A 22306-nucleotide genomic window follows, 5' to 3' on the forward strand; every position below is an offset into this window, starting at 1 on the left:
ATGAGGCGGCTGTGCACCGGAATCTAGGGACTTTTACGTGCAGCCTGGTGGGGAATCCGACGACGGGAAGATCGACGAGTCGACGGGTGATGTGGTCGCGCAGCTTGCCTGGCTGGCCGCAGTCCGGGCACGCGCCGCTAACGGCTACTGGCGTGGTCTCAATGATGGTCAGTGGTCCGGCATCAGCGGCACCGGTGATGGCAAGTCCGATTTCCGCGGTACGGCAGATGGTGTCGGCGACGAGGTTTCCAGTAGGCTTCACAGTACGGGTCCCTGGTGGGTTTAGATGGTTGTGTAGGAACTTTCATCTTCACACCCAGGGACCCCTACATGTTGTGGTGACCCGCTGAACCCGTCGTGTTCTACTTCACCCCGCTACGCACCCCAAAACCGGAAGAGCCGTTATGGCGGCTTTGTAATTCCCGAAGATAATGCTCGGCAATTTGGCGCCTTCTTCGCGGAACGAAAGAAGCAATTCTTCCAAAATGATATTCCAGACAACGTCGATCCTGGTCGATGGGAAAGAAAAGGCGCAGATTTACTGTTCGCCAAGGCATACGATGAACGTCCCCAAAATTTAAGACTGCTTGGAAGTCTGATTTCCAAACTTAGGCAATTGAATGGAAACCTTTTCTACTATGCTGAAGAAAAGCCAATAGGCACTCCCAAAGAGACTAACTGTGGTCCAAATGAATTTCGCCAGCGAGAAGAAACCTCAATGAGGGAATCCTTAAATAGGCTGGCGAATCATGCACATTCGTTAGACCAATCGATGCTCGTGCTAATGGATCAAATCAATGAAAAATCCCGAATCCAGCGCTTACCTGTGATGTACGCCCATATTCTGGGTCGAGCTACCGAGCATAAGGAAATGCGGCGATTAATTGAACCGCCCATGCACATCGACAGTAAACTCTCTTCTAATATCCAGTTTGCTGATTGGGTATGCGCTTTAGTAAAACGAGCTGTCGAATATCAACTAGTAGAAGATTCTCGCTATTCATGGATCCCCTTTGCGAGTCAGTTATCGGCTGCGCGAGGAGCTTTCACCTATGAATCGAAACTCCACCTATGCGGGCGATCCATCTCAGATCTCCACCATTCAGAGATTATCTATGCCGAGAGGCCAGTTATCGACTTCCTAAATGTGAGTCAGGAAAACCGGGAAAAACTAGAACGGGTCAGGAAAGCCACACTCAGGTAAATGCATGGTTGCCACAAATCTCCTGCAGGAAGCCAATTCCCTGTGAGAGGTTTTGCCAACGGGAACCAAGCAGTAGGCAGCTTCGAGTTCTCTTGCGTTTCACGGTTAAGGGCTTTTAACCAGCCCTAGAAGCTCGAAGATCCACCCGAGCCGGAAAAGCCCGAGCTAAACCCGCTATTGACGCCGCCGCTGGAGGAGGAGCTGCTGTTGGCGGCGGTGGCGTCGCTGTCCCAGGTGCTCACAACGTAGAAGGGCACATAGCCGTGGTAGCCGGAACCGGCGAAGAAGTTGGAGTCATAGATGCGCGTGCGCTCTGGGCGCTCGTCGGCCTCGTTGCGCTTCTGCAGCTGCGCCTGCAGGTGCTCAGAGAGTAGCGCGGTGCGGTCCAAGAGCTCCAAGTAGCGTTCCATGAACTGCGGGTGATTGGGCTCATTGGAGAGTGCAACGGCGGCACCTTCCAGCTCCTTGGCGTGACGCTCAAGCGCCGAGTCGATGTCCGCCGCCAAGTAGCCTGCCTGGGCCAGGTCTTTACCCAACTCGTAGAGCTCGAAGCGGCGGGCATCGGCATCAGCGTCTTCGATGCGGCGCAGCTTTTCAATGTTGACTTCGGCGGTTTCCACGCGCTCACACAGCTCGCGCGCGTGGGCGATGGGCTCGGCATACGAGCGGAACTGTTCATCCGGCGCATCGGCTGGAATCGACATAAGGGATCCCACCTGGGCATCGATGGCGAGGAAGTCATCACGCAGGCCCTCCCAGTCCTCACGCAAACGCTCATCCACCAGACCCGATTGCAGCGAGTGCGCCCGAATATCGATCTCCCTCAGACGCTGCGCCACACCGGTATAGGTCTGCGAGACGTAGTCCCAGTCCTCGCGCGCCTGCTGCGCCTTCTTCTGCCGGCTGCGACGAGTACCGCCGACGATGCCTGCGCCCGCGCCACCGACGCCCAGGCCCGCCGCCCCGAGGCCAATGGCCGCCCCAATGCGCCCATCTTTCGCGCTCTCGTACTGGGCATCCGCAGCACGGTCCACATCGATCGCCGCCGCCGCGCCAGCAAAAAGGCCAGCAGGAATGTTGCCATCCCGCACGCCCGGCTTAATGGCTTCGATGGACTGCTCCAAATGGCTGTCATCTTTGCGCAGCTTCATCTGCCCGGCCACATCCTCACCCGCAAAGACGAAGGCCCGGCGCGGGTCGAGTCCCACGCCGACGAAGACCTGGCCATCGGCGAACTTATCCTTGCCGATGAGCTCCGGGTGATTATCGCGCAGGTACTCCTCCACGGAGTCGTTAACGTTTTCTTTGTTCTTGGCAAAGACCATGTAGTGCAGCCCCTGGACCACGTCGGGGGCGGCGATCCGGGAGACATCGCTAAGCATGCGCTCTTCTTCCTCCTGGGTAAGCACATCGTCCGGGTCCATGATGTCAGCCTGCACCTCACGCTGTGCGGGCTGGATGACATAGTCGGAGCGCTCGGGCTCATCGAAGGCCGCCAAGCTCGCACCCGCGCCGATTCCCCCGAGCAACAGACCACCCACCAGCGCCGCACCGATAATGGCCCCAACAGAGGTCACTTTGGGGCCGCGGCTGGCAGCGAAAGGTTTGATATCGCGGGAGTCGGTCACGGTGTTTCTCCAATTCCTGAGCAGTCGGTGCCGCCAACTTTACCCCCACAATTGGAAACGACGCGGTGCCCCTACAGCAGCCGCGTCGCCCCTATTCCCTATCACTCACAACGGATTGGAGAAACCGTTTGCCTACCCCCTAAGTAGGCTTTGTGAGCGACTTTCACTCTAGCACTCTTTCTATTCACAGCGGTAGCAAAATCTGGAAAACCGAGTAACATATCGTGGCACTTCTGCGATATGCCGGACGCAGGGCCGTGAGCTAGGCTTTTTCCTTTTCTGCCCGCCCTGCAGGTGCCCCCACGAGCACGAAGGCCGCAATCGTGATTACCCCCAAAATGGCCAGAGCAGTCCACAACTGTGGGGACTGCCCGCCATTACCTGCCACGGTGATGGCGGAGGTGGCCCACTGCATGGGGAAGAGATGCACGAGCGCGCTCATCGCGGCGTTGAGATCGGTGCCGGTCGACGCCGCCTTCCACGCCCAGCCCACGATGCCCACCTGCACCACGGCGAGCACGCTGCCCAGGACCCAGCCGCCCGCGCCAAGGCCGCGCGCAAGCGCGAACACAATGCTTGCCGACGCCACCCCGGCCCCCGCCGCCGCGAGCCCCGCCCAGGCCACCGCGGCTGCGGTCACGCCAGTAGCCAGGAGGGCCACGAGCAAGCCCACGACGACACCAATCAGCACCGCCCCGCCGAGGAGCGTGAGGATGCGGCGCTCCACGCGCGTCAACAGCGCGCCGATAACACCGCCGCCAAGAGCAGCGATGGCTGCTAGCAACATAGCGACGATGGGGCTGAGCAGCTGAGCGGGTTCACTTTCGCCCTCGGCGGGCCCGGCGACGGTCGGCATCGCACGCTGCGCACCCTGCACCTTGGTCCGGTTCTGCTTGGCCATGCCATCGACCTTCTCCGCACCGGCAACAAGCTTGTCCACGCCCTTCAAGGCCTCATCGACCTTCGCGTTGAGCTCACCAATACCGGCGTTAAGCTGCTTCGCCCCCTCGGTGGCTTGGTAGACACCATCGTGATAGGCATAACCAGTGACGGCCAGCTGATTGGAAAGGTCGCGCGAACCATCTTTGAGTTGCGTCAATTGATCCTGAACGGATTGGTCGAATTGGAAGTTCTCCACCTGGCCTCGCAGATCACCAAGCTGCGAGCGGATGTTCTTCGCCTCCGCCGAGTTGTTTCCTTCTAGGTCCTTTAAGGTGCCGTCGATTGCCTGCAGGAGCTGTCCGCGAACCACGCCGAGGCCCACGACTTGGTCAACGGCCCCGCCGACGCCGTCGGCCAGCTCGGTGGCACCGTTGCCCAGCTGGGCGGTGCCGGACTGCAGCTGCACGAGCCCGTCATAAAGCTCCTGCGAGCCGCCGGCCAGCTGGTCTACTCCACCGCCGAGCTCATCAGCGCCATCCTGGAGCTCCCCTGTGCCGTCAGCGAGTTGCTTCGTGCCGTTGGCCAAAAAGCCGGCTTGGGCATTGGCTTCCGAGAGGGCACGGGAGACGTCGTAAAGCTCAGCCGGATCGATGGTGCCATCGCTGGGAGCCCCGGCCTGTTCCTGCGACCAGGTTTCGGCTGGCTGCCACTCGGACACGGCGGCGACGACCGCACCGACAATGAGCGGCACGATGAGCACGAGGGTGAGTATAAGAGCGCGGGTGCCAACCTTCCGGTTAGCGTCAGCAGGACTGGCTAGGCGTGAGGTCATGTAAAAGAAACTATCGTTCACGCTGGGAAGAAGCGGTCAGGCGCGCGGAAAAGCCCCGCCAGTACCGTGTTCTTCGGTCACTAGCGGGGCTACTGAGGTTACGTAATTAACGCGTATGCGTTAATTACTTCTTCTCCGCGAAGAGCTCGCGCACGCGCTTGCCCAGCTGCGGGGAGACAGCATCCCAGTAGGCGTAGACGCGCTCCTCGGTCTCCGGGGACACGCCAGCCATAGCGTTGGTGATGTTATCCGCCAGGCGCTCCTTGGCGCCGTCGTCGTAGACGTTCTCATACAGGTCGGTGGCCTGAACGGTGTCGTTGTCCTCGGCGTGGCGGACGTAGGGCGCACGAACCAAGTCGATGCCGGCCGGATCCGGGTTCACGTAGAGGTCCGGAGCGGTGGTCGTCTCCTGCTCCTTGAAGCGCAGGTTCTCATCGCCGTCCATGTAGCCGCCGCCCTTGGCGTGGCGGTTCGGCGAGTAGACCGGATCCTCCGGGGCATTGAACAGGTACTGCATCGAGCCCTCGTGCTCGTAGGTGTTGACCTGGTTAAGCGGCTGGTTCACCGGCAGCTGCTTGTAGTTCGGTCCGATGCGGTAGCGCTGCTGGTCGGCGTACGCGAAGACGCGTGCCTGCAGCATCTTATCCGGGGACAGGCCAATGCCCGGGACGATGTTGGACGGATCCAGGGCAACCTGCTCAATCTGCGCGAAGAAGTTACGCGGGTTGCGGTTGAGCACGAAGTATCCGACATCCACCAGCGGGTAGTCCTTCTTGGACCAGGTCTTGGTGAGGTCGAACGGGTTGAAGCGGTATTCCTCGGCCTCTGCCACCGGCATGATCTGAACCTTGACGTCCCAGACCGGGAAGTTGCCTTCCTCGATGGCGTTGTAGAGGTCTTCGCGGTGGTAGTCCGCGTTCTTGCCGGCCATCTCAGTCGCCTCGGCGTCGGTGAAGTTCTCCACGCCCTGGCGGGTCTTGAAGTGGTACTTCACCCAGAAGGCGTCACCGGACTCGTTGACCCACTGGAAGGTGTGGGAGCCGTAGCCGTTCTGGTGGCGGGTGGTCTTCGGGGTACCGCGGTCACCCATGAGGTAGGTGACCTGGTGGGTGGTCTCCGGGTTACGGGTCCAGAAATCCCACTGCATGTCAGCATCGCGCAAACCATTAGCGCCCAGACGCTTCTGGGAGTGAATAAAGTCCGGGAACTTAATACCGTCACGCAGGAAGAACACCGGGGTGTTGTTGCCCACGATGTCGTAGTTGCCGTCCTCGGTGTAGAAACGCAGCGCGAAGCCGTGGACATCACGCCAGGTATCCGGGGATCCCTGCTCGCCGGCGACGGTGGAGAAGCGGCCCATCATCGGGGTCACGGTGCCCTTCTGGAAGAGCTTGGCCTTGGTGTAAGCGGATACGTCCTCGGTAACGTGCAGCTCGCCGAAGGCACCGTGGCCCTTAGCGTGCGGGGTGCGCTCCGGCACGCGCTCGCGGTTGAAGTGTGCGAGCTTCTCAATAAGGTGGATGTCATTGAGCACGACCGGGCCGTTTTCACCAGCAGTGATGCTGGTGTTTTCCGTTGCAATGGGCTGACCGGAAGGGCGGGTGGTGTTCTCGCCGCCCGGGGCGCGCTGGCCCTTATCCAGAACCTTGTCTGCAACGAACTCGTTTGAAGCGTTAGTCATGGGGTTAATGCCTCCTACAGTTGTTGATAATTTGTGATTCGTTATCAATCTCGGACCTTTCATAGCCTACCCATTAAAAATGACCTACGCAACAGAATTTTTCCCAAACGTAGACGCCCACAGAGGAGCCCCAGCGGTTCCCGAGGCTCACGCCCCCGACTGGTAAATTATGGGAGGTGAAACGACACTCCGAGCGCGACGATGCGCGCGTCACCGATCTCGCCCTCAAGGCGGGCCGCGGCGACCGCGCAGCCCTCACGGAGTTCATCAAGTCCACCCAAGATGATGTCTGGCGCCTGCTCGCCCACCTCGGCGGCCCAGATATCGCGGACGACCTCACCCAAGAAACCTACTTGCGCGTCATCGGCGCGCTCCCCCGCTTTGCCGCCCGTTCTTCAGCACGCACGTGGCTGCTCTCCCTCGCTCGCCGCGTGTGGGTGGACAACATCCGCCACGACATGGCCCGCCCGCGCAAGTCCGCCACCGAGTATGAGGACGCCGCCGCCCTTGCCGCGACCCCGGAGAGCTCGGGCACGTGGAGCGAGTGGATCGACGCCCGCGCGCTTATCGACGCCCTCCCAGAAGACCGCCGCGAAGCCCTCATCCTGACCCAAGTCTTGGGCTACACCTATGAGGAGGCCGCGAAAATCGCCGGGGTTCGCGTGGGCACAATTCGCTCCCGCGTCGCCCGCGCCCGCAAGGACCTCATCGACCAGCGCGGATAATCGTTATCGAGCCGTTATAAATGGGCGTCGGGAGTCACAGCACCTGCGCAGACGTGCGGCAACTGACAGGTCCTGGCGGCCCGTCCGGTGCCAGCTCAGCGAGAAATCGTAGTGTCAGCTGGAAAATACCTATCGACCACACCTAATCTTTTTCGAGGCACACGTGATAAATCGATAGTCGAACCGGGCCCGCGAGGCTTTCCCGATTGCCCGCACCACACCTTGGGTTGTGATGACATTCCCCGGCGCGTGTGAGATTGAGAGACCTCTTTACCTTATGTGGAAACGCGCAGTGGCCATTTCCATGGCCTTCATTGGTGTCGTCGTCGGCGCCGGCTTTGCCTCCGGCCAGGAAGCAATCCAGTACTTCGTGGCTTTCGGAAACATGGGACTGTGGGGTGTACTCCTCGCCTCCGCCCTCATGATCATTACTGGTGTTGCCATTTTGCAGCTCGGCTCCTACTTCCAAGCGAACGAGCACACGGCCGTCTACGACAAGATTAGTGGCCCCATCGTCTCCCGAGTGCTGGACTGGGGCACCCTAGCCACGTTGTTCTCCATCGGCTTCGTCATGTTCGCCGGTGGTGGCTCGACCATCAGCCAGCAGTTTGACGGCGTGCCCATCTGGGTGGGTGGGGCCATTATGCTCGTTCTGGTGCTCCTGGTGGGCCTCCTCGACGTGGATAAGGTCAGCAACGTCATCGGCGCGATTACGCCCTTCATCATCATCTTCGTGGTTCTGGCCACCGGTTACACCATCATCGTGACCGACGTCGACTGGTCGAGCGCCAATGATTATGCCGTCACCCACGTGGAAAGTCCCCTCAACAACTGGTGGCTGGCCGCGCTGAACTACACCGGTCTCAACGTCATGTGCGCGGTCTCGATGTCCATCGTCATCGGCGGCAACATCCTGGATAACCGCGCCGTCGGTGTCGGCGGCCTCATCGGTGGCTTCTTCTACCTGCTCCTGCTCGCTCTCCTCGTAGTGTCCCTCTACATGGTGGCGCCGGATGTGCACGAGCAGGACCTGCCGGTGCTCTCGCTAATCCATAACGTAAACCCGGCCTTGGCTTACTTCATGACCTTCATCATCTACGGCATGGTCTTCAACACCGCCATCGGCATGTTCTATGCCATGGGCAAGCGCTTGACCCGCAAGAAGCCTAAGCTCTTCTACCCCGTCTACGCGGGCGCCTGTGTCGTGGGCTTCATCCTCTCCTTCATTGGCTTCAAGCAGCTAGTATCCAGCGTTTACCCGATCCTGGGTTGGATTGGCCTGCTCATGATTGCAGTCATGGTCATCAGCTGGATTACCCAGCGTGACAAGATCACCTCCGAGTCTGACCGCCGCGTGCGCGCCCGCACCTTGGTCAAGCGCCGCCTCGACCCGCGCGAGCACTTCACCAAGAAGAACGAGCGCGAGCTGCGTAAGCTTGCCGCTGCCTCCAACATGGAAACGGAGGAGTTCGTCGAAGTCGTCGCCGAGGAAATCCACGAGGAACTCGAAGCCGACGATGAGATTGAATACGACCGCGAAGATCCAGACCCCTCCGTGACCTTCGTGGAGCACACCAAGCCCGAGGTCCCGAAGGACTAGCGTTTCCCGCATGTATAGCGGGCGGCGCGTCCCGCTATACATAAAAGCGAATAAAAGAAGTCCGCCCCAGAATTCACTCTGGCGGCGGACTTCTTTTATTGAGGAGAACAGTGCGGCGCTGTCGTGCGCCACACGCTAGACCAGCAACTCCGCAATCTGAATAGCGTTGAGCGCTGCGCCCTTGCGCAGATTATCGCCGGACACGACGAAGACGAGGCCCTTGTTGTCCTCGACCGTCTGGTCCTGGCGGATGCGCCCGACCAAGGAAAGGTCGATGCCGGCTGCCGCCAGGGGCGTCGGCACATCGACGACCTTGACACCCGGCGCGGCCGAGAGCACCTCGCGGGCCTGCTCCGGGGTAATCGGCTTCTCAAACTCCGCGTGTACGACCATGGTGTGGCCAGTAAACACCGGGATGCGCACGCACGTGCCGGACACCTTCAGCTCTGAGATGCCCAGAATCTTGCGGGACTCGTTGCGCAGCTTCTGTTCCTCGTCGGTCTCTTCGGTTCCGTCATCCACGAGGTTGCCCGCCAACGGCAGCGCGTTATACGCAATCGGAGCGACATAGGGGCCCAAATCCTCCTCGGAGACCTCAAGCGCAGAGCCGTCGTGGACGAGCTCAACGTTGCGGTCACCGATTGAGGCCACCTGCTTGACCAAGGTTTCCACGCCGGCCAATCCGGAACCGGACACGGCCTGGTAGGAGGCGACGCGCATGGTGGTGAGACCGGCGGCGTCGTGAAGCGCCTTCGTCACCGGCATGATCGCCATGGTTGTGCAGTTCGGGTTGGCGATGATGCCCTTGGTGACGTTGTCCTTATCCTGCGGGTTCACCTCTGACACGATGAGCGGCACGTCCGGATCCCGGCGCCACGCAGAAGAGTTATCCACCACGGTGGCGCCGGCCTCGGCGAAGAGCGGTGCGTACTGCTTGGACGTCGAACCGCCGGCGGAGAACACGGCGATGTCGATTCCTGCAAGGCTCTCCACAGTCTGCTCTGCCAAATCTTCCACGACGACCTTGTCCTCGCGGAAGGTGAGCTCCTGGCCTGCTGAGCGTGCGGAGGCAAAGAAGCGGACCGTATCGGCCGGGAAGTTGCGCTCCTCCAAGAGGGTGCGCATCACGCGGCCAACCTGCCCGGTAGCGCCTACAACTGCAACAGTGGTCATGACCTTTACTCCTTAATTTTTAGCGTCCGGTACCAGCATAAACGGTGGCCTCTTCCTCGCCACCCAGCTGGAACTTATCGTGCAGGGCCACGGCGGCCTTCTCCAGATCGGCCTCGCGGGTAAGCACGGAAATTCGGATTTCGGAGGTTGAAATGAGCTCCATGTTGACCCCGGCGTCACGCAATGCCTCCGTGAAATCTGCGGTAACGCCCGGGTGGGACTTCATGCCGGCACCGACGAGGGAGACCTTGCCCACCTGGTCGTCGTAAAGCACGTTGGTCCAGTGCCCCTCCTCCTTGAGCTTGGCCAGGATCTCCATGGCCTTTGGGCCATCCGCGCGCGGGCAGGTGAAGGTGATGTCGGTGGTACCGGAGTCCAGCGAGGAGACGTTTTGCAGGACCATGTCGATGTTGATCTCGGCGTCCGCGATGGCGCGGAACAACTTGGCCGCCTCACCCGGGCGGTCCGGTATGCCCAGGACGGTGACCTTAGCCTCGGAACGGTCGGTTGCGATACCAGTAAGTACTGCTTCTTCCACGGGGATATCCTCCATTGAACCGGCGATGAGCGTGCCGGGGTCGTTTGAATAAGATGAGCGGACTCGAAGGGGAACGTTGAACGCGCGGGCGTACTCGACACTGCGCAGGACCAGAATCTTGGAGCCCACAGCTGCCATCTCCAGCATCTCCTCGAAGGACAGCTGGTCGAGTTTCTGGGCGTTGTGGACGATGCGTGGGTCGGCGGTATAAACGCCGTCGACATCGGAGTAAATCTCACACACATCGGCCTTGAGCGCTGCCGCCAGCGCCACCGCGGTGGTGTCCGAGCCGCCGCGGCCGAGGGTGGTCACATCACGCGATTCCTTGTTCACGCCCTGGAAACCCGCAACGATGCAGATCCGGCCTTTCTCCAAGGCTTCGGTTAGACGGCCCGGGGTGACGTCGACGATGCGGGCGTTTCCGTGGCGCTCGGTGGTGAGCACGCCGGCCTGGGAACCAGTGAAGGACTGAGCCTTGGCACCAAGGGACTCCACGGCCATGGCAACGAGTGCGTTGGAGATGCGCTCGCCGGCGGTCAACAGCATGTCCATCTCACGCTGCGGCGGGACGGGGTTGACCTGCGCTGCAAGATCAAGCAGGTTATCGGTGGTATCTCCCATGGCGGAGCACACAACAACGACGTCGTTGCCCTGCTTCTTCGTCGCCACAATGCGCTCCGCCACCGCGCGAATGCGCTCTGCGCTTTCGAGGGAGGATCCCCCGTATTTCTGTACGACTAGGGCCACTGACGGTCCCACCTTTCCTGTTTGTGAGGGCCATTACCTGTTCACCGCCCAATACCTATAGACCGGCAGTCAACTCCTTTAGACTACCGCCCTTTGGTTCCCATCGAAACACGTGCTGGATATTAATTCCAGGTAGGGTAGAAACGATGCTTTCAAACCTGGTTGCCATTACTTTTGCACTGGCCTCCGCGCTAGTCGTGGCCTGGGGCACAGTCATACGCCACCGCATCGTGTTGGACGCTAGCTCCAGGAGCGTCATGCGCACCGCTATTCGGACTCCCTTGTGGTGGGTGGGGACCAGCGCCGCCGTTATTGCCTACGCGCTACAGCTCGTCGCTCTCCACTTCGGCACGCTGCTCATCGTGCAGCCAATCCTCATCCTGTCCCTCATGTTCACGCTGCCGCTCGCCGCCTGGTATTCCCGGCGGCCGATGCCGGCACGGGAGGTGTTCTGGTGCCTCACGCTGACCATCGCGGTGAGCATCATGGTGGTCTATGGGCGCCCCACCGCAGGCTTGACGACGCCCACCTGGTCCCAATGGTGGCCCGCCTTCGCCCTCGGCGCGCTTGCCCTCACCGCTCTGTTCGTGGCGGCCTATAACCGGCCGGAGGAGTCCGCCCTAGCGCTCGGGAGCGCGTGCGGCATCCTGTATGGCTACGTGGCGCTCGTAGCCAAGGCAGTGGTGGACGTCCTCTCCCACGAGGGCATCACAGCCTTGCTGGCCAGCTGGGAGCTGTACGTGCTCATTGGGCTGGCGGCTGCCGGAACGGTGATCCAGCAATATTCCTTCCACGCTGGCGCGCTTGCGCACTCTTTGCCTGCGATGACCATCATGGAGCCCATCGTGGCCTTCGGTTTGGGCTACTGGGTCTTGGGCGAAAAATTCCAGGTCAGTAGCGTTGCGGGTTGGTGCGTGATGGGGGTTTCGCTCATCATCATGATCGTTGCCACAATCGTCCTATCCCGCGTGCCGGTCAACCCGGGAAGCACTCAGCGCGCGGAGCAAAGCCCACGCTAGGACGAGCTTCCGCGCTAGATGGCCCACTCAAAGACCACCAGCATATAAGCGGAGAACCACGCCGACCACAGGACCCAGGCGCTACATGCGAGCCAGAGCTCGCGGGGTCGCAGCACCTCAGACGCGCGCACGGCCCAGGGAAGCGCCAAGATAATCGCGGGCAGGAGGAGACGCGGGCGCGAGTGCATGATGCCGTCGGAAAGCAGCACATTCGCACACAGCGCGGCGCTAAACCACCACGCCACCGGATTCAGCCTTCCCCACGCCGCCACCAGCAGCACGGGGACGCCCAGGATCACCAGAACGCTAAGCAGGTAGCCCACATCGTTCTTCTCCGTCAGAACTTCCCACACGAACCGTACGGTGGCAGCACCCCAGTCGAAGGTGGAATGCCAGTGCTCGGTCTGGATGCCAAAGTAGCCGCCGGCCTCTGCGAGGTAGCGCTGCGTCCACAATAAATACGCTGGCAGCGGAAGCGCTGCCACGATGAGGCTGAGCCAGGCCTGCCACGAGCGCCGCCCATAGATGAGCACCCACAAGGCAAAGACAGCAAGGAAGTCCACGGAGGTCAGCCGCACAAACGATAAGGCAAAGCCGAACGCCGCCGCGCGCCACCAGGCGCGATCATCCAGCGCGACGAGTCCCCACACCAGGAGGGCCCCGAAGAGAGCTTCGGTATAAGGCATCGAGAACACGATGGACATCGGAGCGCTGCTCACCACGATGGCAGCGGCGCATTGCCCACGGCGCCCCGCCCCCAAGCGCTGCGCCAAGACCATAACGCCGGCAGCCATGGCCACGGTGAGGAGGGTGTTAACGATGAGCGCGGCTACTTCGAGGCTGATCCCGGTCCATCCCAGGACCCGCAACAGCATGGGAAAGCCCGGGAAGAAGGCCATTGTCGTCTCATAGACTGGGCCATCAGTGTGGATATCCGCGTCAAAATATCCCACTCGAGCAATTTCCAGGTAGTACTTGGAATCCCACGACGTGAGCCGATCCCACAGCTCCTGGTCATTGACGGCGGCGATGACGTTCAGAACGGCAATGCGCACCGCGGTTCCAACAACCGCGACCAACGTGGCAAGCGGCACCAGTGACAGCGCCCCCTGCGTGCCAGCAGGGGAGGCGTCTGCCGCGCGCCCGCTATCCGCCGTGGTCTCTTCCCCCGGATCCTGAATAATCTTCGTGGAGTTTTCTTCATGCACGCCACAACATCCTAGCCACCCACATCACCCATCCCAATATGTGGAATCAGTTGCCATAGAATGAGAAAAGCTGTATTGTGGCTCACATGACTTTGCGGCACACTCTCCTCCTTAGTAGCCGCGGCGGGTTTTAGGTTTCTAGCTTCACGGCCAGCGCCCCGCCGCGGAGCGCGGTGATGCCAACACACCGCAGCTGGCCGTCCCCCACGATTCACGCCGTAGCTGCGCATCGAAACAACGCAGCACAGTAAAACGCCTTTGGCCCCAGACCCATAGGCCCCAGACAAGGAAGAGAACAACCACCATGTCCCCCAACGATTCTTTCATCTCCGCTCCCCGCGAAATCACCACCCCGGCTGGCCCGCGCAACGAAAACCAGCCCGCGTGGAACAAGCAGCGCGGTTCCTCGATGCCAGTAAACCGCTACCAAAGCTTCGCCGAAGAGGTAGAACCGGTCTCGCTGCCTGACCGCACGTGGCCGGACAAGAAAATCACCGTGGCGCCACAGTGGTGCGCCGTGGACCTGCGCGACGGCAACCAGGCTCTCATCGATCCAATGAGCCCTGAGCGCAAGCACCGCATGTTCGACCTGCTGGTCAAGATGGGCTACAAGGAGATTGAGGTAGGCTTCCCCTCCGCCTCCCAGACGGATTTCGACTTCGTTCGCGAAATCATCGAGGGCAATAAGATCCCGGATGACGTCACCATCCAAGTCCTGGTCCAGGCGCGCGAGCACCTGATCCGCCGTACTTTTGAGGCTTGCCAGGGCGCGAAGAACGTCATCGTTCACTTCTACAATTCCACCTCGAAGCTGCAGCGCCGCGTGGTCTTCCGCAAGGACCGCCCGGCCATTAAGAAGCTGGCCACGGACGCTGCGGAGCTCATCAAGGGCATTGCCAAGGATTACCCCGATACCAACTGGCGCTGGGAGTACTCGCCGGAATCCTTTACGGGCACCGAACTGGACTTCGCCGTCGAGGTCTGCGATGCCGTTGTTGACATCATGGAGGCAACTCCGGAGAACCCCATGATCATCAACCTGCCCTCCACGGTGGAGATGATCAGCCCCAACGTCTACGCCGACCAGATCGAGTGGATGCACCGCAATTTTGCGAAGCGAGACTCCATCATCATGTCGCTGCACCCGCACAATGACCGCGGCGAGGGAATCGCCGCCGCCGAGCTGGGTTACATGGCCGGGGCGGACCGCATCGAAGGCTGCCTGTTTGGCAACGGTGAGCGCACCGGCAACGTGGACATCATTACCCTGGGCCTGAACATGCTGACCCAGGGCGTGGACCCGCAGATTGACTTCTCCGATCTGCCTAAGATCCGCGAGACGGTGGAGTATTGCAACCAGCTGCGCGTGCCGGAGCGTCACCCCTACGGCGGCGAGCTGGTATTTACCGCCTTCTCCGGTTCACACCAGGATGCCATCAACAAGGGCCTGGACGCCCTGGCGCAGGAGGTGCGCCCAGGCGCGAACAACACCGAGGTGTCGTGGGAAGAACTGCAGGAAACCACCTGGGAAGTTCCCTACCTGCCCATCGATCCGAAGGACGTCGGCCGCGATTACCAGGCGGTCATCCGCGTCAACTCGCAGTCCGGCAAGGGCGGCGTAGCCTACATCATGAAGACCGATCATGGCATCAATATGCCGCGCGCCATGCAAGCGGAGTTCTCCTCCGTCGTGCAGGCGGTGACCGACGCCGAAGGTGGCGAAGTCAACTCCAAGAACATGTGGGATATCTTTGCCAACGAGTTCTTAGAGCGCACCTCCCCGCTGGAGCTCGTCACCTTCCAAGTTGATAACTCAACCACGGAGGATGAAGACGCCAAGGTCACCGCAACCATCGTCTTTAACGGCGAGAAGCGCATTGTCTCCGGCATGGGTAACGGCCCCATCGCCGCATACGCCAACGCGCTGGAAGACGTCGGGATCGACTTCGAGGTCATCGACTATTCCCAGCAGTCCCGTACGGCCGGCGACGATGCCGAAGCCGCCTGCTACATCGCCGCCGAAGTCAATGGCGCACAAGTGTGGGGTGCCGGCATCGCCGGATCCACCACCCGTGCGTCCATCAACGCCATTACTTCAGCGGTCAATCGCGCGGACTAATCCTCCGCCGCGACACAGGGCGACACAAGGAGGAGGCGAGCTGGTCCGCGCGCCTCCTCCTTGCGCAGTCTCTCGCACGCGCACTCCCCTCGCTAAAGCTACTGACCGTAACATCGCGCTGGCTACACATTGTTGTAGGCCAGCACGGAGAGCTATAGAATAAATACGCGACACAATTGCACAAAGGCATTGAATACCTTGTGCACCCAATAAGAATTTCAGCCCGAACTTCGGCATTCCCTACTGCGCTCAGTTTTGCAACTGCGCGCATTTGTTGCAGTTCGGCAGGCGAAGGCGAACACTATGACGGTCACTAACTACGTGGTCCCCCACTCTGGGTTTGGTGAACCTCGCCGCCTCACGGTTGACGCCGTTAACCCGGAGATGTTCCTGCAGCTGCTCTCCCTGGCGGATAACAATCACCTCAACGTCACCCTGTGTGGGCACTCAAGCTCCGGCTTCCGCGTCCGGTATGAAGATGACATCGTTGGCGTCATCCCCGCTTCCCAATCCGCCGATTACACGGAATTGGATTGGATCATTAGCGCGGGTTTGACCCCACAGGCCACCGCAGAGATTTCGCTCCGCGAGGACGCGGTGGAGGAAACCGTTCCGGCATTCGAGGTTCTCCTCCCGGAGCCAGGCCTGTGCGTCCCGATCAATGTTCCCCCGGCTCAGCGATGGGGCATGCTCGACGGCGACCGCGCCCTTCGCATCACTGACTTTTCGGCCCGCACCCGTTCCCTGCCGAAGCACCCTGCGCATCTACTCGTACGCTTGACTAACAGCCGGCGCTTCTTCCGCCGCGCCATCGAGGTTCATCTCGATGACAAGCTCATCGCCACCGTTCCGCGCGATCAGGCCACGTGGCTGAGCGATACCATCGCGGGATTCAAGCACGAGGGTCTCATTGCCATTGCGCGCGCCTACTTCACACCGGATGATAAATTCCCAGCCCTCACCGTCTACTCCGAAGAAGGAACACCAGACGCTCACGTCGCCGTGGGGACCGCCGGCGTCATCGCTGCCGCCGCTGGCGCGGTTGCCGCGACGGCCACAAACACCGATAGGGCTCATGCAGCAGTCGCGCCGGTGGGTGGATTCCAGGCAACAGGCACGGCGCACACCGCAAGTTCCGCTGCCACACAGGGCGCACAAGTCCTCTCCTTGAAATCCTTCGGGACCGCCGCAACAGTTGGCTCAAAGATCGCCGCTGCTAGTACTGGTGTCAAGCTGGTGTGCGCGGCAAGCGTTGCTGTCATCATCGGCGGAACCGCTAGCTTTGTATCCTCTGTGCACGCACTTCACTCCGCCCCCAATCAGGTTGCTGACTCGGCTTTAGAGGAGCACACCACTTCGCTCCTTGCCCCCAGCCCGGCCAATAATGCAGAAGCTGACGCCGCGCTTTCCAGCGAAGCTGACGCAACCGAGGACACGGCTGCAGGCGCCCACCGCCCCGATAACCAGGGGCACTCGGTAGCACCACGCGCCCTCGACCGAACCACTTCCTCGACTCCGGTGGAGCCGACAGAACTGTCTGAGCCGACGGAGCCGATTAAGCTGGCTGAGCCCACGCAACGTGCAGAGCTCGTCACGCCCGGGGAGGCATTCCCTTCCCCGCGCAACACGCACCACGCTGAAGTCACGCCGCCAGCACCGCGGGAAACCGAAGCCACAGAAGAGTCCACGTCGCGCACGTCACGGCCCCGCCAGGAGGATTCCACCTCCACCACCACAACTACGAGCGCACCTAGCTCCACGCGGAGCGTGCCGACGTCATCGCCTTCAGCGACCCCAACTTCTTCGACGACACCGACCTCATCAACTTCGGCGTCGAAGACGACTGCTACGACGAAGCCAACGTCCCGCACCACCACACCTGTCAGCACTCCGCCCACGACTAAGCCAGCGGAGTCGACTACTCCTGCGCCGACGACCTCCAAGCCCGCTGCCTCCACGACTGCTACGCCAACCACGACAAAGACTCAGCAGCCCAAGCCGAGCACCTCGTCTCAACCAAGCACCACGACTAAGCCCAGCACCTCGTCTAAGCCGAGCACTTCGCCCAAGCCGAGCACCACACCTAAGCCCAGCACCACGCCGAAGCCGGAACAGACTTCTGAGCCCACATCGGACCGCACTCCTGAGCCGAGCCGTGAGCCCGAACCGACCCCCGAGCCCACGCCAGACCACGACGGCTGGGTCATCATCATCGAGACCGACTAGTCCGCAACACGCCCTGCCTCGCTGCCAATTCGGGGGATACGGCAGCTTCACGTGTGCCCTTTCCAGCTTCCTCGCGGTTGGGTACTAAACTGTGAACAATGACTACGACACCCGGCCCCACCGAACCTGCAGCGCAGCTCAGCGCAGCAGAGACGCCGGCCGCGGCGTCGCCACAATCCAGCGCCCCGAAACCAGGACCGCGCCCTCACCCAGCTGAGAACAAGCAGAACAGCAAAGAAGATAGGGCGTCGGCCCGCGAAGCAGCCCTCGCTGCCTTCCCCTTTGTTGCGCTGACCATCCAGACCACTGGCATTCACCCCTCCACAGGTCGGTTGCTTACCGTGGATGCGCTGACACTCAACACCGCGGGTGAAACCGGCCAAGAGTTCCACGCCGTCCTCAACCCCGGCGAAGACCCTGGCCCCCGGCATCTTCACGGCTTGAGCGCTGAGGAAATCCAGGCGGGTCAGTCCTTTTCCATGTTGCTCAAGCCGCTGGATCGGCTCATCGATGGCCGCACGCTCATCGTTCACGATGCCCCCTATACCTGGGGTTTCATCGTCGCCGAAGCGCGCCGCGCGATGACTGCCGCCGCCCGCCAAAACCGTGCGCGCAACCGCAACCGCGGTAAAGGCCGGCGCCGTCGCTTCAAGGTGGGACACGTTCCCACCCCAGTAACCATCGTGGATACGCTTGCCACCGCTCGCCGCCAAAGCGTGTGGAGCACCGATATCCGCCTAGCGGCCGTCGCGCGGGATACCGGTCTTCCCGCGCCCGACCCCACCGCCAGCGTCGCCCGTGCGCACCGACCGGAAAAGGACACCTCCCGCGAGGCAACCCGTCTGCTCGTGGACCTCTACCGTGCGCAAGCCGCGGGCCCGCTCAGCAGCGCGGCACCGGATGAGCTGCGAGCTGATCGCTTTGGGCTACAGCGTTCCCACGTCCGCGTCGACGCTGCCGAAGCTCCCCGTCAGCACCACAACCCCGGCCCCTATGTGCCCGGCAAGGAACTCATCCGTGGCATGGAGATCGTCGTTGCCCCGGAGATCACCGAGGACCCCGACACCATCATCGCGGCGTTGGCCCGTGAGGAGCTGAACTACTCGGAGAAGCTCTCCCGCGAGACGTCCCTCGTGGTCTGCAACATCACCACCAACCTCGTGGGCAAGCCCATGCATGCTCACCGCAAGGACATCCCGCTGATGTCCGATGTTGCCTTCCTCGCGGCCCTTGAGCGTATCGAGGAACCGACCGAACCTGAGGAGCAATCCACCTCCGGCGCAACGAGCAATTCGGGTAAGCGCCACAGCAGTGGGCAGCCCAACCGCAATCGTTCCACGAACAAGAACCGCCGCCGCTCGCGCCGCAAGTCCTCCAACGCCCAGCACTCCCCTAAACAGGGACAAGGGCAGAAGAAACACCAGGGCTCCCCGGCCGACGGATCCGCAAGCGACAAGCCTGCTCAGTCGGACTCCAACTCGAACAACCGGAACAAGGGCGGCAACAAAGGGCGTCGGCGTCGCCGCCGCGGCGGACGCGGCCGTCGCAGCAATGGCAACCAGCAGAACCAGCAAAACTCGGGACACAACCGCTCCCACAACACCGATAGCTAGCATCCCCCGACTACTCTGGGGAGCATGAATTTTAACTTCCGAAGCGCGTTTTCTTCCGCGCGCACCGCGGTTGCAACCTCCGCCGCGGCGTTGGCCACCACCGCCTCGCGCGCCACGGGCCGCGGTGCGGGCGGCATGATCGGCGGGCTCATCGCTAACGCCATTGACCCCACTATCATGCAAAACCTGGCCAAGCAGCGCCCAGCCGTCTTGGTCACCGGAACCAACGGCAAGTCCACGACCACGCGGATGCTCGCCGCAGCCGTGCGCACTACGCACACCGTGGCCACCAACGATGGCGGCGACAACATGGATGCAGGAATCATCTCCGCGCTCTTAGCTGGCAAAGATGCAAGCCATCTTGTCTTAGAAGTAGACGAGCTCCATGTCCCCCACGTTGCGGATAACCTCAACCCCACAGCGCTCGTGCTGCTGAATCTCTCCCGCGACCAGCTGGATCGCGTCGGTGAGATCAACAAGATTGAGCGCGCCCTGCGCGGCGCCGTCGAAGCCCACCCGGACATGCTCGTCATCGCCAACTGTGATGACGTCCTCATGACCTCCGTGGCCTATGACGCAAAGAATGTCATTTGGGTGTCCGCGGGTGCCGGCTGGATGGGCGAATCCGTCACCTGTCCGCGCACCGGCGGCCACATTGTGCGTGACGGTGAGGACTGGCGCGCGGTCAAAGTGCTTGCCGACGGCCGCGAGTTCCGCCGCCCCACCCCCACCTGGGCGGTGACGGAGGAAGGCATTGTGAGCCCGGAGGGCGTCGACAAGCTCAAGCTTGCTCTACCGGGACGGGCCAACCGCGGTAACGCCGCCCAGGCCGTCGCTGCTGCCGTGGAGGCCTTCGGCGTGGACCGCCACAAGGCTATCGCCGCTGCCGAAGGCGTCAACGACGTGGCCGGACGCTACTCCACCATCACGCTGGGCAAGCGCGAGATCCGCCTGCTCTTGGCTAAGAATCCGGCCGGCTGGCAGGAGGCGCTGTCCATGGTGGACCGTGACGCCGATGGCTTGGTCATCGCCACTAACGGCCACGTGGCCGACGGTATTGATATGTCCTGGCTCTGGGACGTGCGCTTCGAGGATTTCGAAGGCATCCCTGTCAAGGCAGCCGGCGAGCGCGGCACGGATCTAGCCGTGCGTTTGGTCTACGCGGATATCTCGCACGAGCTCATTGCGGACCCGCTCACCGCTATTCAATCCTGTCCGGAAGGCCGCATCGAGGTTTTGGCCAACTACACCGCCTTCCGCGATCTGAAGAAGGCACTCACCGCCGCAGCAGCAAAGGAGCATTCGAATGACTAGCCTGCAGATTGGCCTCATCCTCCCTGACATCCTGGGCACCTACGGCGATGACGGCAACGCCCTAGTCCTGGGCCAGCGCGCCCGCATGCGCGGCCACGAGGCGGAGATTGTCCCCATCAAGCTGGGTGAGCCGGTGCCGGAATCCTTTGATGTCTACACTCTCGGCGGCGGCGAGGACACCGCGCAGATTCTCGCGGCAGAGCACCTCATCGCTGACGGTGGCCTCACCCGCGCTGCCTCCGCAGGTCGCCCGATTCTGGCGATTTGCGCGGGCCTGCAGGTACTCGGCGAGTCCTTCCGTGCATCTGGCCGCGTGGTGGATGGCGTGGGGCTTATCGACGCCACCACCGCCTCCATGGCCGAGCGCGCCATCGGCGAGGTAGCCACCGAACCCACCAAGGCCGGCATCACCGCTGAGCTCACCGAACCGCTCACCGGTTTTGAAAACCACATGGGTGCCACCATCCTGGGCCCTGCCGCCCAGCCGCTGGGAACGCTCACGCGCGGTACCGGTAACGCAGATACCGCCGCCATCCTGGACCTCTCCGACAAGGCCGTCCAGCGTGAAGCCGAGGGCGCGGTACAGGGCAGCGTCATCGCCACCTACATGCACGGCCCCGTCCTGGCGCGCAACCCGCAGCTGGCGGATCTGCTGCTGGCCAAGGCCATGGGCGTCGCGCTTAGCGAACTCGAGCCCTTGGACATCCCCGCCATTGATCAGCTGCGCACCGAGCGTTTTAACGCCTCGGAGCCACCGCGCTCGCAACGCTAGATATCAACAGAAGTAACTAACTGAACCTATTGACCAGATTCTTCGGTACACGGTACAGTAAGCAACGGACGCACCAAGGTGCTCCACTTCCGAAGCTCGTGTGAAAACACGAGCTTTCGCGTATCCAGGGGGGAAGATGTACATCGGATATTTTGACGAATTTGGACATAGCGGGGCCTACGTCTCCCGCAGCGATCCGAATTATAAAACTCACCCCGTCTTTGGAATCGGCGGGTTCATTATTCCAGCCGACAATATTCGGCATCTCTCAGGCGCATTTCGCAGAATTAAAGAACGCGGACTCAAAGCCGAAATTGACGCTAAAGTCATCGCGAAAGGTCGCCCTGTAGAACGCTGGGAAAAGAAAGGGGCCGCACTTCTGACGACCCAAAACGTCAAGAAATACCGTGAGGTCCGAAACATCATAAACCGCATACTCAACAAGCTTGAGCAACTCGACGCACAAGTCATTTTCTACGGCCAAGAAAAGCCACGGGGCACCAACGAAGAAACTGGCGAAGACGAACGCTCACGTTATGACCACGCAATGAAACAACTTATTCAGCGTGTCAATTGGTCGCTTGCTGAAAACCAACGGCACCTAATGGTTCTCGATAAACAGGGCCCAAAAGAGCGCATGGAGATCTTCGCTTCTAGCGCCGCTTTTATGTTCTCCCACCAAGATGCAGACAAACTTCTTGAACCACCGTTCGAGGTAGAAAGCCATCTCTATCAAACAGTTCAATGCGCAGATTGGATTTGCGCACTTCTTGGAAGAATTTCAGCCTACAAATACGACCCAGATTTCAAAGAGTTCGACTGGGCAATCAAGTACTTCGGGAACAGACTAGCCCATGCGAGTAGTCCCCACAGCAAGATTCGTGCTGCGGGCACTGGTCGGGACGTTTATGCGAATCATCTTGGCAGCTACCGAAGTTGTTATTCCACAACCGAAATCCCCATGAGCCCTACCGATATGGAAGCTCAGGAGAAAAAGTTCAACGGTTAATTCTCTGTTTTCTGAA

At 61.1% G+C, this 22306-nt stretch carries 16 protein-coding genes and 1 pseudogene; 10 read left to right on the forward strand and 7 right to left on the reverse strand.

Annotated elements, in window-relative coordinates; genetic code table 11:
• Window positions 1–262 (reverse strand): transposase family protein (locus tag HMPREF2792_RS12790; protein ID WP_198530325.1); only part of this gene is annotated, 262 nt, incomplete at its 3' end.
• A gap of 84 nt (window positions 263–346) precedes the next feature.
• Between HMPREF2792_RS12790 and HMPREF2792_RS12795 the strand changes: the two genes are divergently transcribed.
• Entirely contained in the window at window positions 347–1204 is an 858-nt protein-coding gene (locus tag HMPREF2792_RS12795; protein ID WP_083306438.1) for a DUF3800 domain-containing protein, read from the forward strand.
• Between the two features lie 125 nt (window positions 1205–1329).
• Here the strand turns inward: HMPREF2792_RS12795 and HMPREF2792_RS11650 are convergent, their stop codons facing one another.
• The 3 genes from HMPREF2792_RS11650 to HMPREF2792_RS11660 all read right to left on the reverse strand — a co-directional run bounded on the left by HMPREF2792_RS11650 (window position 1330) and on the right by HMPREF2792_RS11660 (window position 6227).
• Window positions 1330–2832, reverse strand: a complete 1503-nt coding sequence (locus tag HMPREF2792_RS11650; RefSeq protein ID WP_070533786.1) for a DUF5129 domain-containing protein — start codon at window positions 2830–2832, stop codon at window positions 1330–1332.
• 262 nt (window positions 2833–3094) lie between these two features.
• The gene (locus tag HMPREF2792_RS11655; RefSeq protein WP_070533787.1) at window positions 3095–4546 is read right to left on the reverse strand and encodes a hypothetical protein; all 1452 of its coding nucleotides are present in this window, start codon (window positions 4544–4546) and stop codon (window positions 3095–3097) included.
• A 124-nt stretch (window positions 4547–4670) separates the two neighbouring features.
• Window positions 4671–6227 (reverse strand): catalase, encoded by a 1557-nt coding sequence (locus tag HMPREF2792_RS11660; protein WP_070533789.1) that lies wholly within the window; start codon window positions 6225–6227, stop codon window positions 4671–4673.
• 176 nt (window positions 6228–6403) lie between these two features.
• On the opposite strand from HMPREF2792_RS11660, the gene HMPREF2792_RS11665 reads away from it, so the two are divergent.
• Together HMPREF2792_RS11665 and HMPREF2792_RS11670 are read left to right on the forward strand one after the other, a co-directional pair.
• Window positions 6404–6952 (forward strand): RNA polymerase sigma factor, encoded by a 549-nt coding sequence (locus HMPREF2792_RS11665; RefSeq protein ID WP_070524053.1) that lies wholly within the window; start codon window positions 6404–6406, stop codon window positions 6950–6952.
• A 277-nt stretch (window positions 6953–7229) separates the two neighbouring features.
• Window positions 7230–8552: a YkvI family membrane protein gene (locus tag HMPREF2792_RS11670; protein ID WP_070533791.1), complete on the forward strand. Its 1323-nt coding sequence runs from the start codon at window positions 7230–7232 to the stop codon at window positions 8550–8552.
• A gap of 135 nt (window positions 8553–8687) precedes the next feature.
• On the opposite strand, the gene HMPREF2792_RS11675 is transcribed toward HMPREF2792_RS11670, so the two are convergent.
• Window positions 8688–9725, reverse strand: coding sequence for an aspartate-semialdehyde dehydrogenase (locus HMPREF2792_RS11675; RefSeq protein WP_070524049.1), 1038 nt, complete (start codon window positions 9723–9725; stop codon window positions 8688–8690).
• Between the two features lie 19 nt (window positions 9726–9744).
• The gene (locus HMPREF2792_RS11680) at window positions 9745–11010 is read right to left on the reverse strand and encodes an aspartate kinase (RefSeq protein ID WP_070533793.1); all 1266 of its coding nucleotides are present in this window, start codon (window positions 11008–11010) and stop codon (window positions 9745–9747) included.
• A 146-nt stretch (window positions 11011–11156) separates the two neighbouring features.
• Here HMPREF2792_RS11680 and HMPREF2792_RS11685 point away from each other — a divergent pair, with 146 nt between their 5' ends.
• The gene (locus tag HMPREF2792_RS11685) at window positions 11157–12029 is read left to right on the forward strand and encodes a DMT family transporter (protein WP_070533795.1); all 873 of its coding nucleotides are present in this window, start codon (window positions 11157–11159) and stop codon (window positions 12027–12029) included.
• A gap of 14 nt (window positions 12030–12043) precedes the next feature.
• Here the strand turns inward: HMPREF2792_RS11685 and HMPREF2792_RS11690 are convergent, their stop codons facing one another.
• Entirely contained in the window at window positions 12044–13237 is a 1194-nt protein-coding gene (locus tag HMPREF2792_RS11690) for a mannosyltransferase family protein (protein WP_070533797.1), read from the reverse strand.
• 304 nt (window positions 13238–13541) lie between these two features.
• Between HMPREF2792_RS11690 and leuA the strand changes: the two genes are divergently transcribed.
• The 6 genes and pseudogenes from leuA to HMPREF2792_RS11720 all read left to right on the forward strand — a co-directional run bounded on the left by leuA (window position 13542) and on the right by HMPREF2792_RS11720 (window position 22290).
• Window positions 13542–15356 carry a 2-isopropylmalate synthase gene (leuA, locus tag HMPREF2792_RS11695; RefSeq protein WP_070533800.1) on the forward strand — a complete coding sequence of 605 codons (1815 nt, stop codon included), beginning with the start codon at window positions 13542–13544 and terminating at the stop codon, window positions 15354–15356.
• 303 nt (window positions 15357–15659) lie between these two features.
• Window positions 15660–17582, forward strand: coding sequence for a hypothetical protein (locus HMPREF2792_RS11700; protein WP_070533801.1), 1923 nt, complete (start codon window positions 15660–15662; stop codon window positions 17580–17582).
• Window positions 17583–17680: 98 nt separating this feature from the next.
• A pseudogene (locus HMPREF2792_RS11705) lies at window positions 17681–18847 on the forward strand (DNA polymerase III subunit epsilon); the annotation flags it as partial.
• A 372-nt stretch (window positions 18848–19219) separates the two neighbouring features.
• Entirely contained in the window at window positions 19220–20509 is a 1290-nt protein-coding gene (locus tag HMPREF2792_RS11710) for a Mur ligase family protein (RefSeq protein WP_070533804.1), read from the forward strand.
• Window positions 20502–21281, forward strand: a complete 780-nt coding sequence (locus HMPREF2792_RS11715) for a type 1 glutamine amidotransferase (protein WP_070533806.1) — start codon at window positions 20502–20504, stop codon at window positions 21279–21281. Before HMPREF2792_RS11710 ends, HMPREF2792_RS11715 begins: the two co-directional genes overlap by 8 nt.
• Before the next feature lie 136 nt (window positions 21282–21417).
• The gene (locus HMPREF2792_RS11720; protein ID WP_070533870.1) at window positions 21418–22290 is read left to right on the forward strand and encodes a DUF3800 domain-containing protein; all 873 of its coding nucleotides are present in this window, start codon (window positions 21418–21420) and stop codon (window positions 22288–22290) included.
• Window positions 22291–22306: the final 16 nt, after the last annotated feature.

It is taken from the genome of Corynebacterium sp. HMSC068H04 (assembly GCF_001811255.1).
GTDB classification, from domain to species: Bacteria; Actinomycetota; Actinomycetes; order Mycobacteriales; family Mycobacteriaceae; genus Corynebacterium; species Corynebacterium hesseae.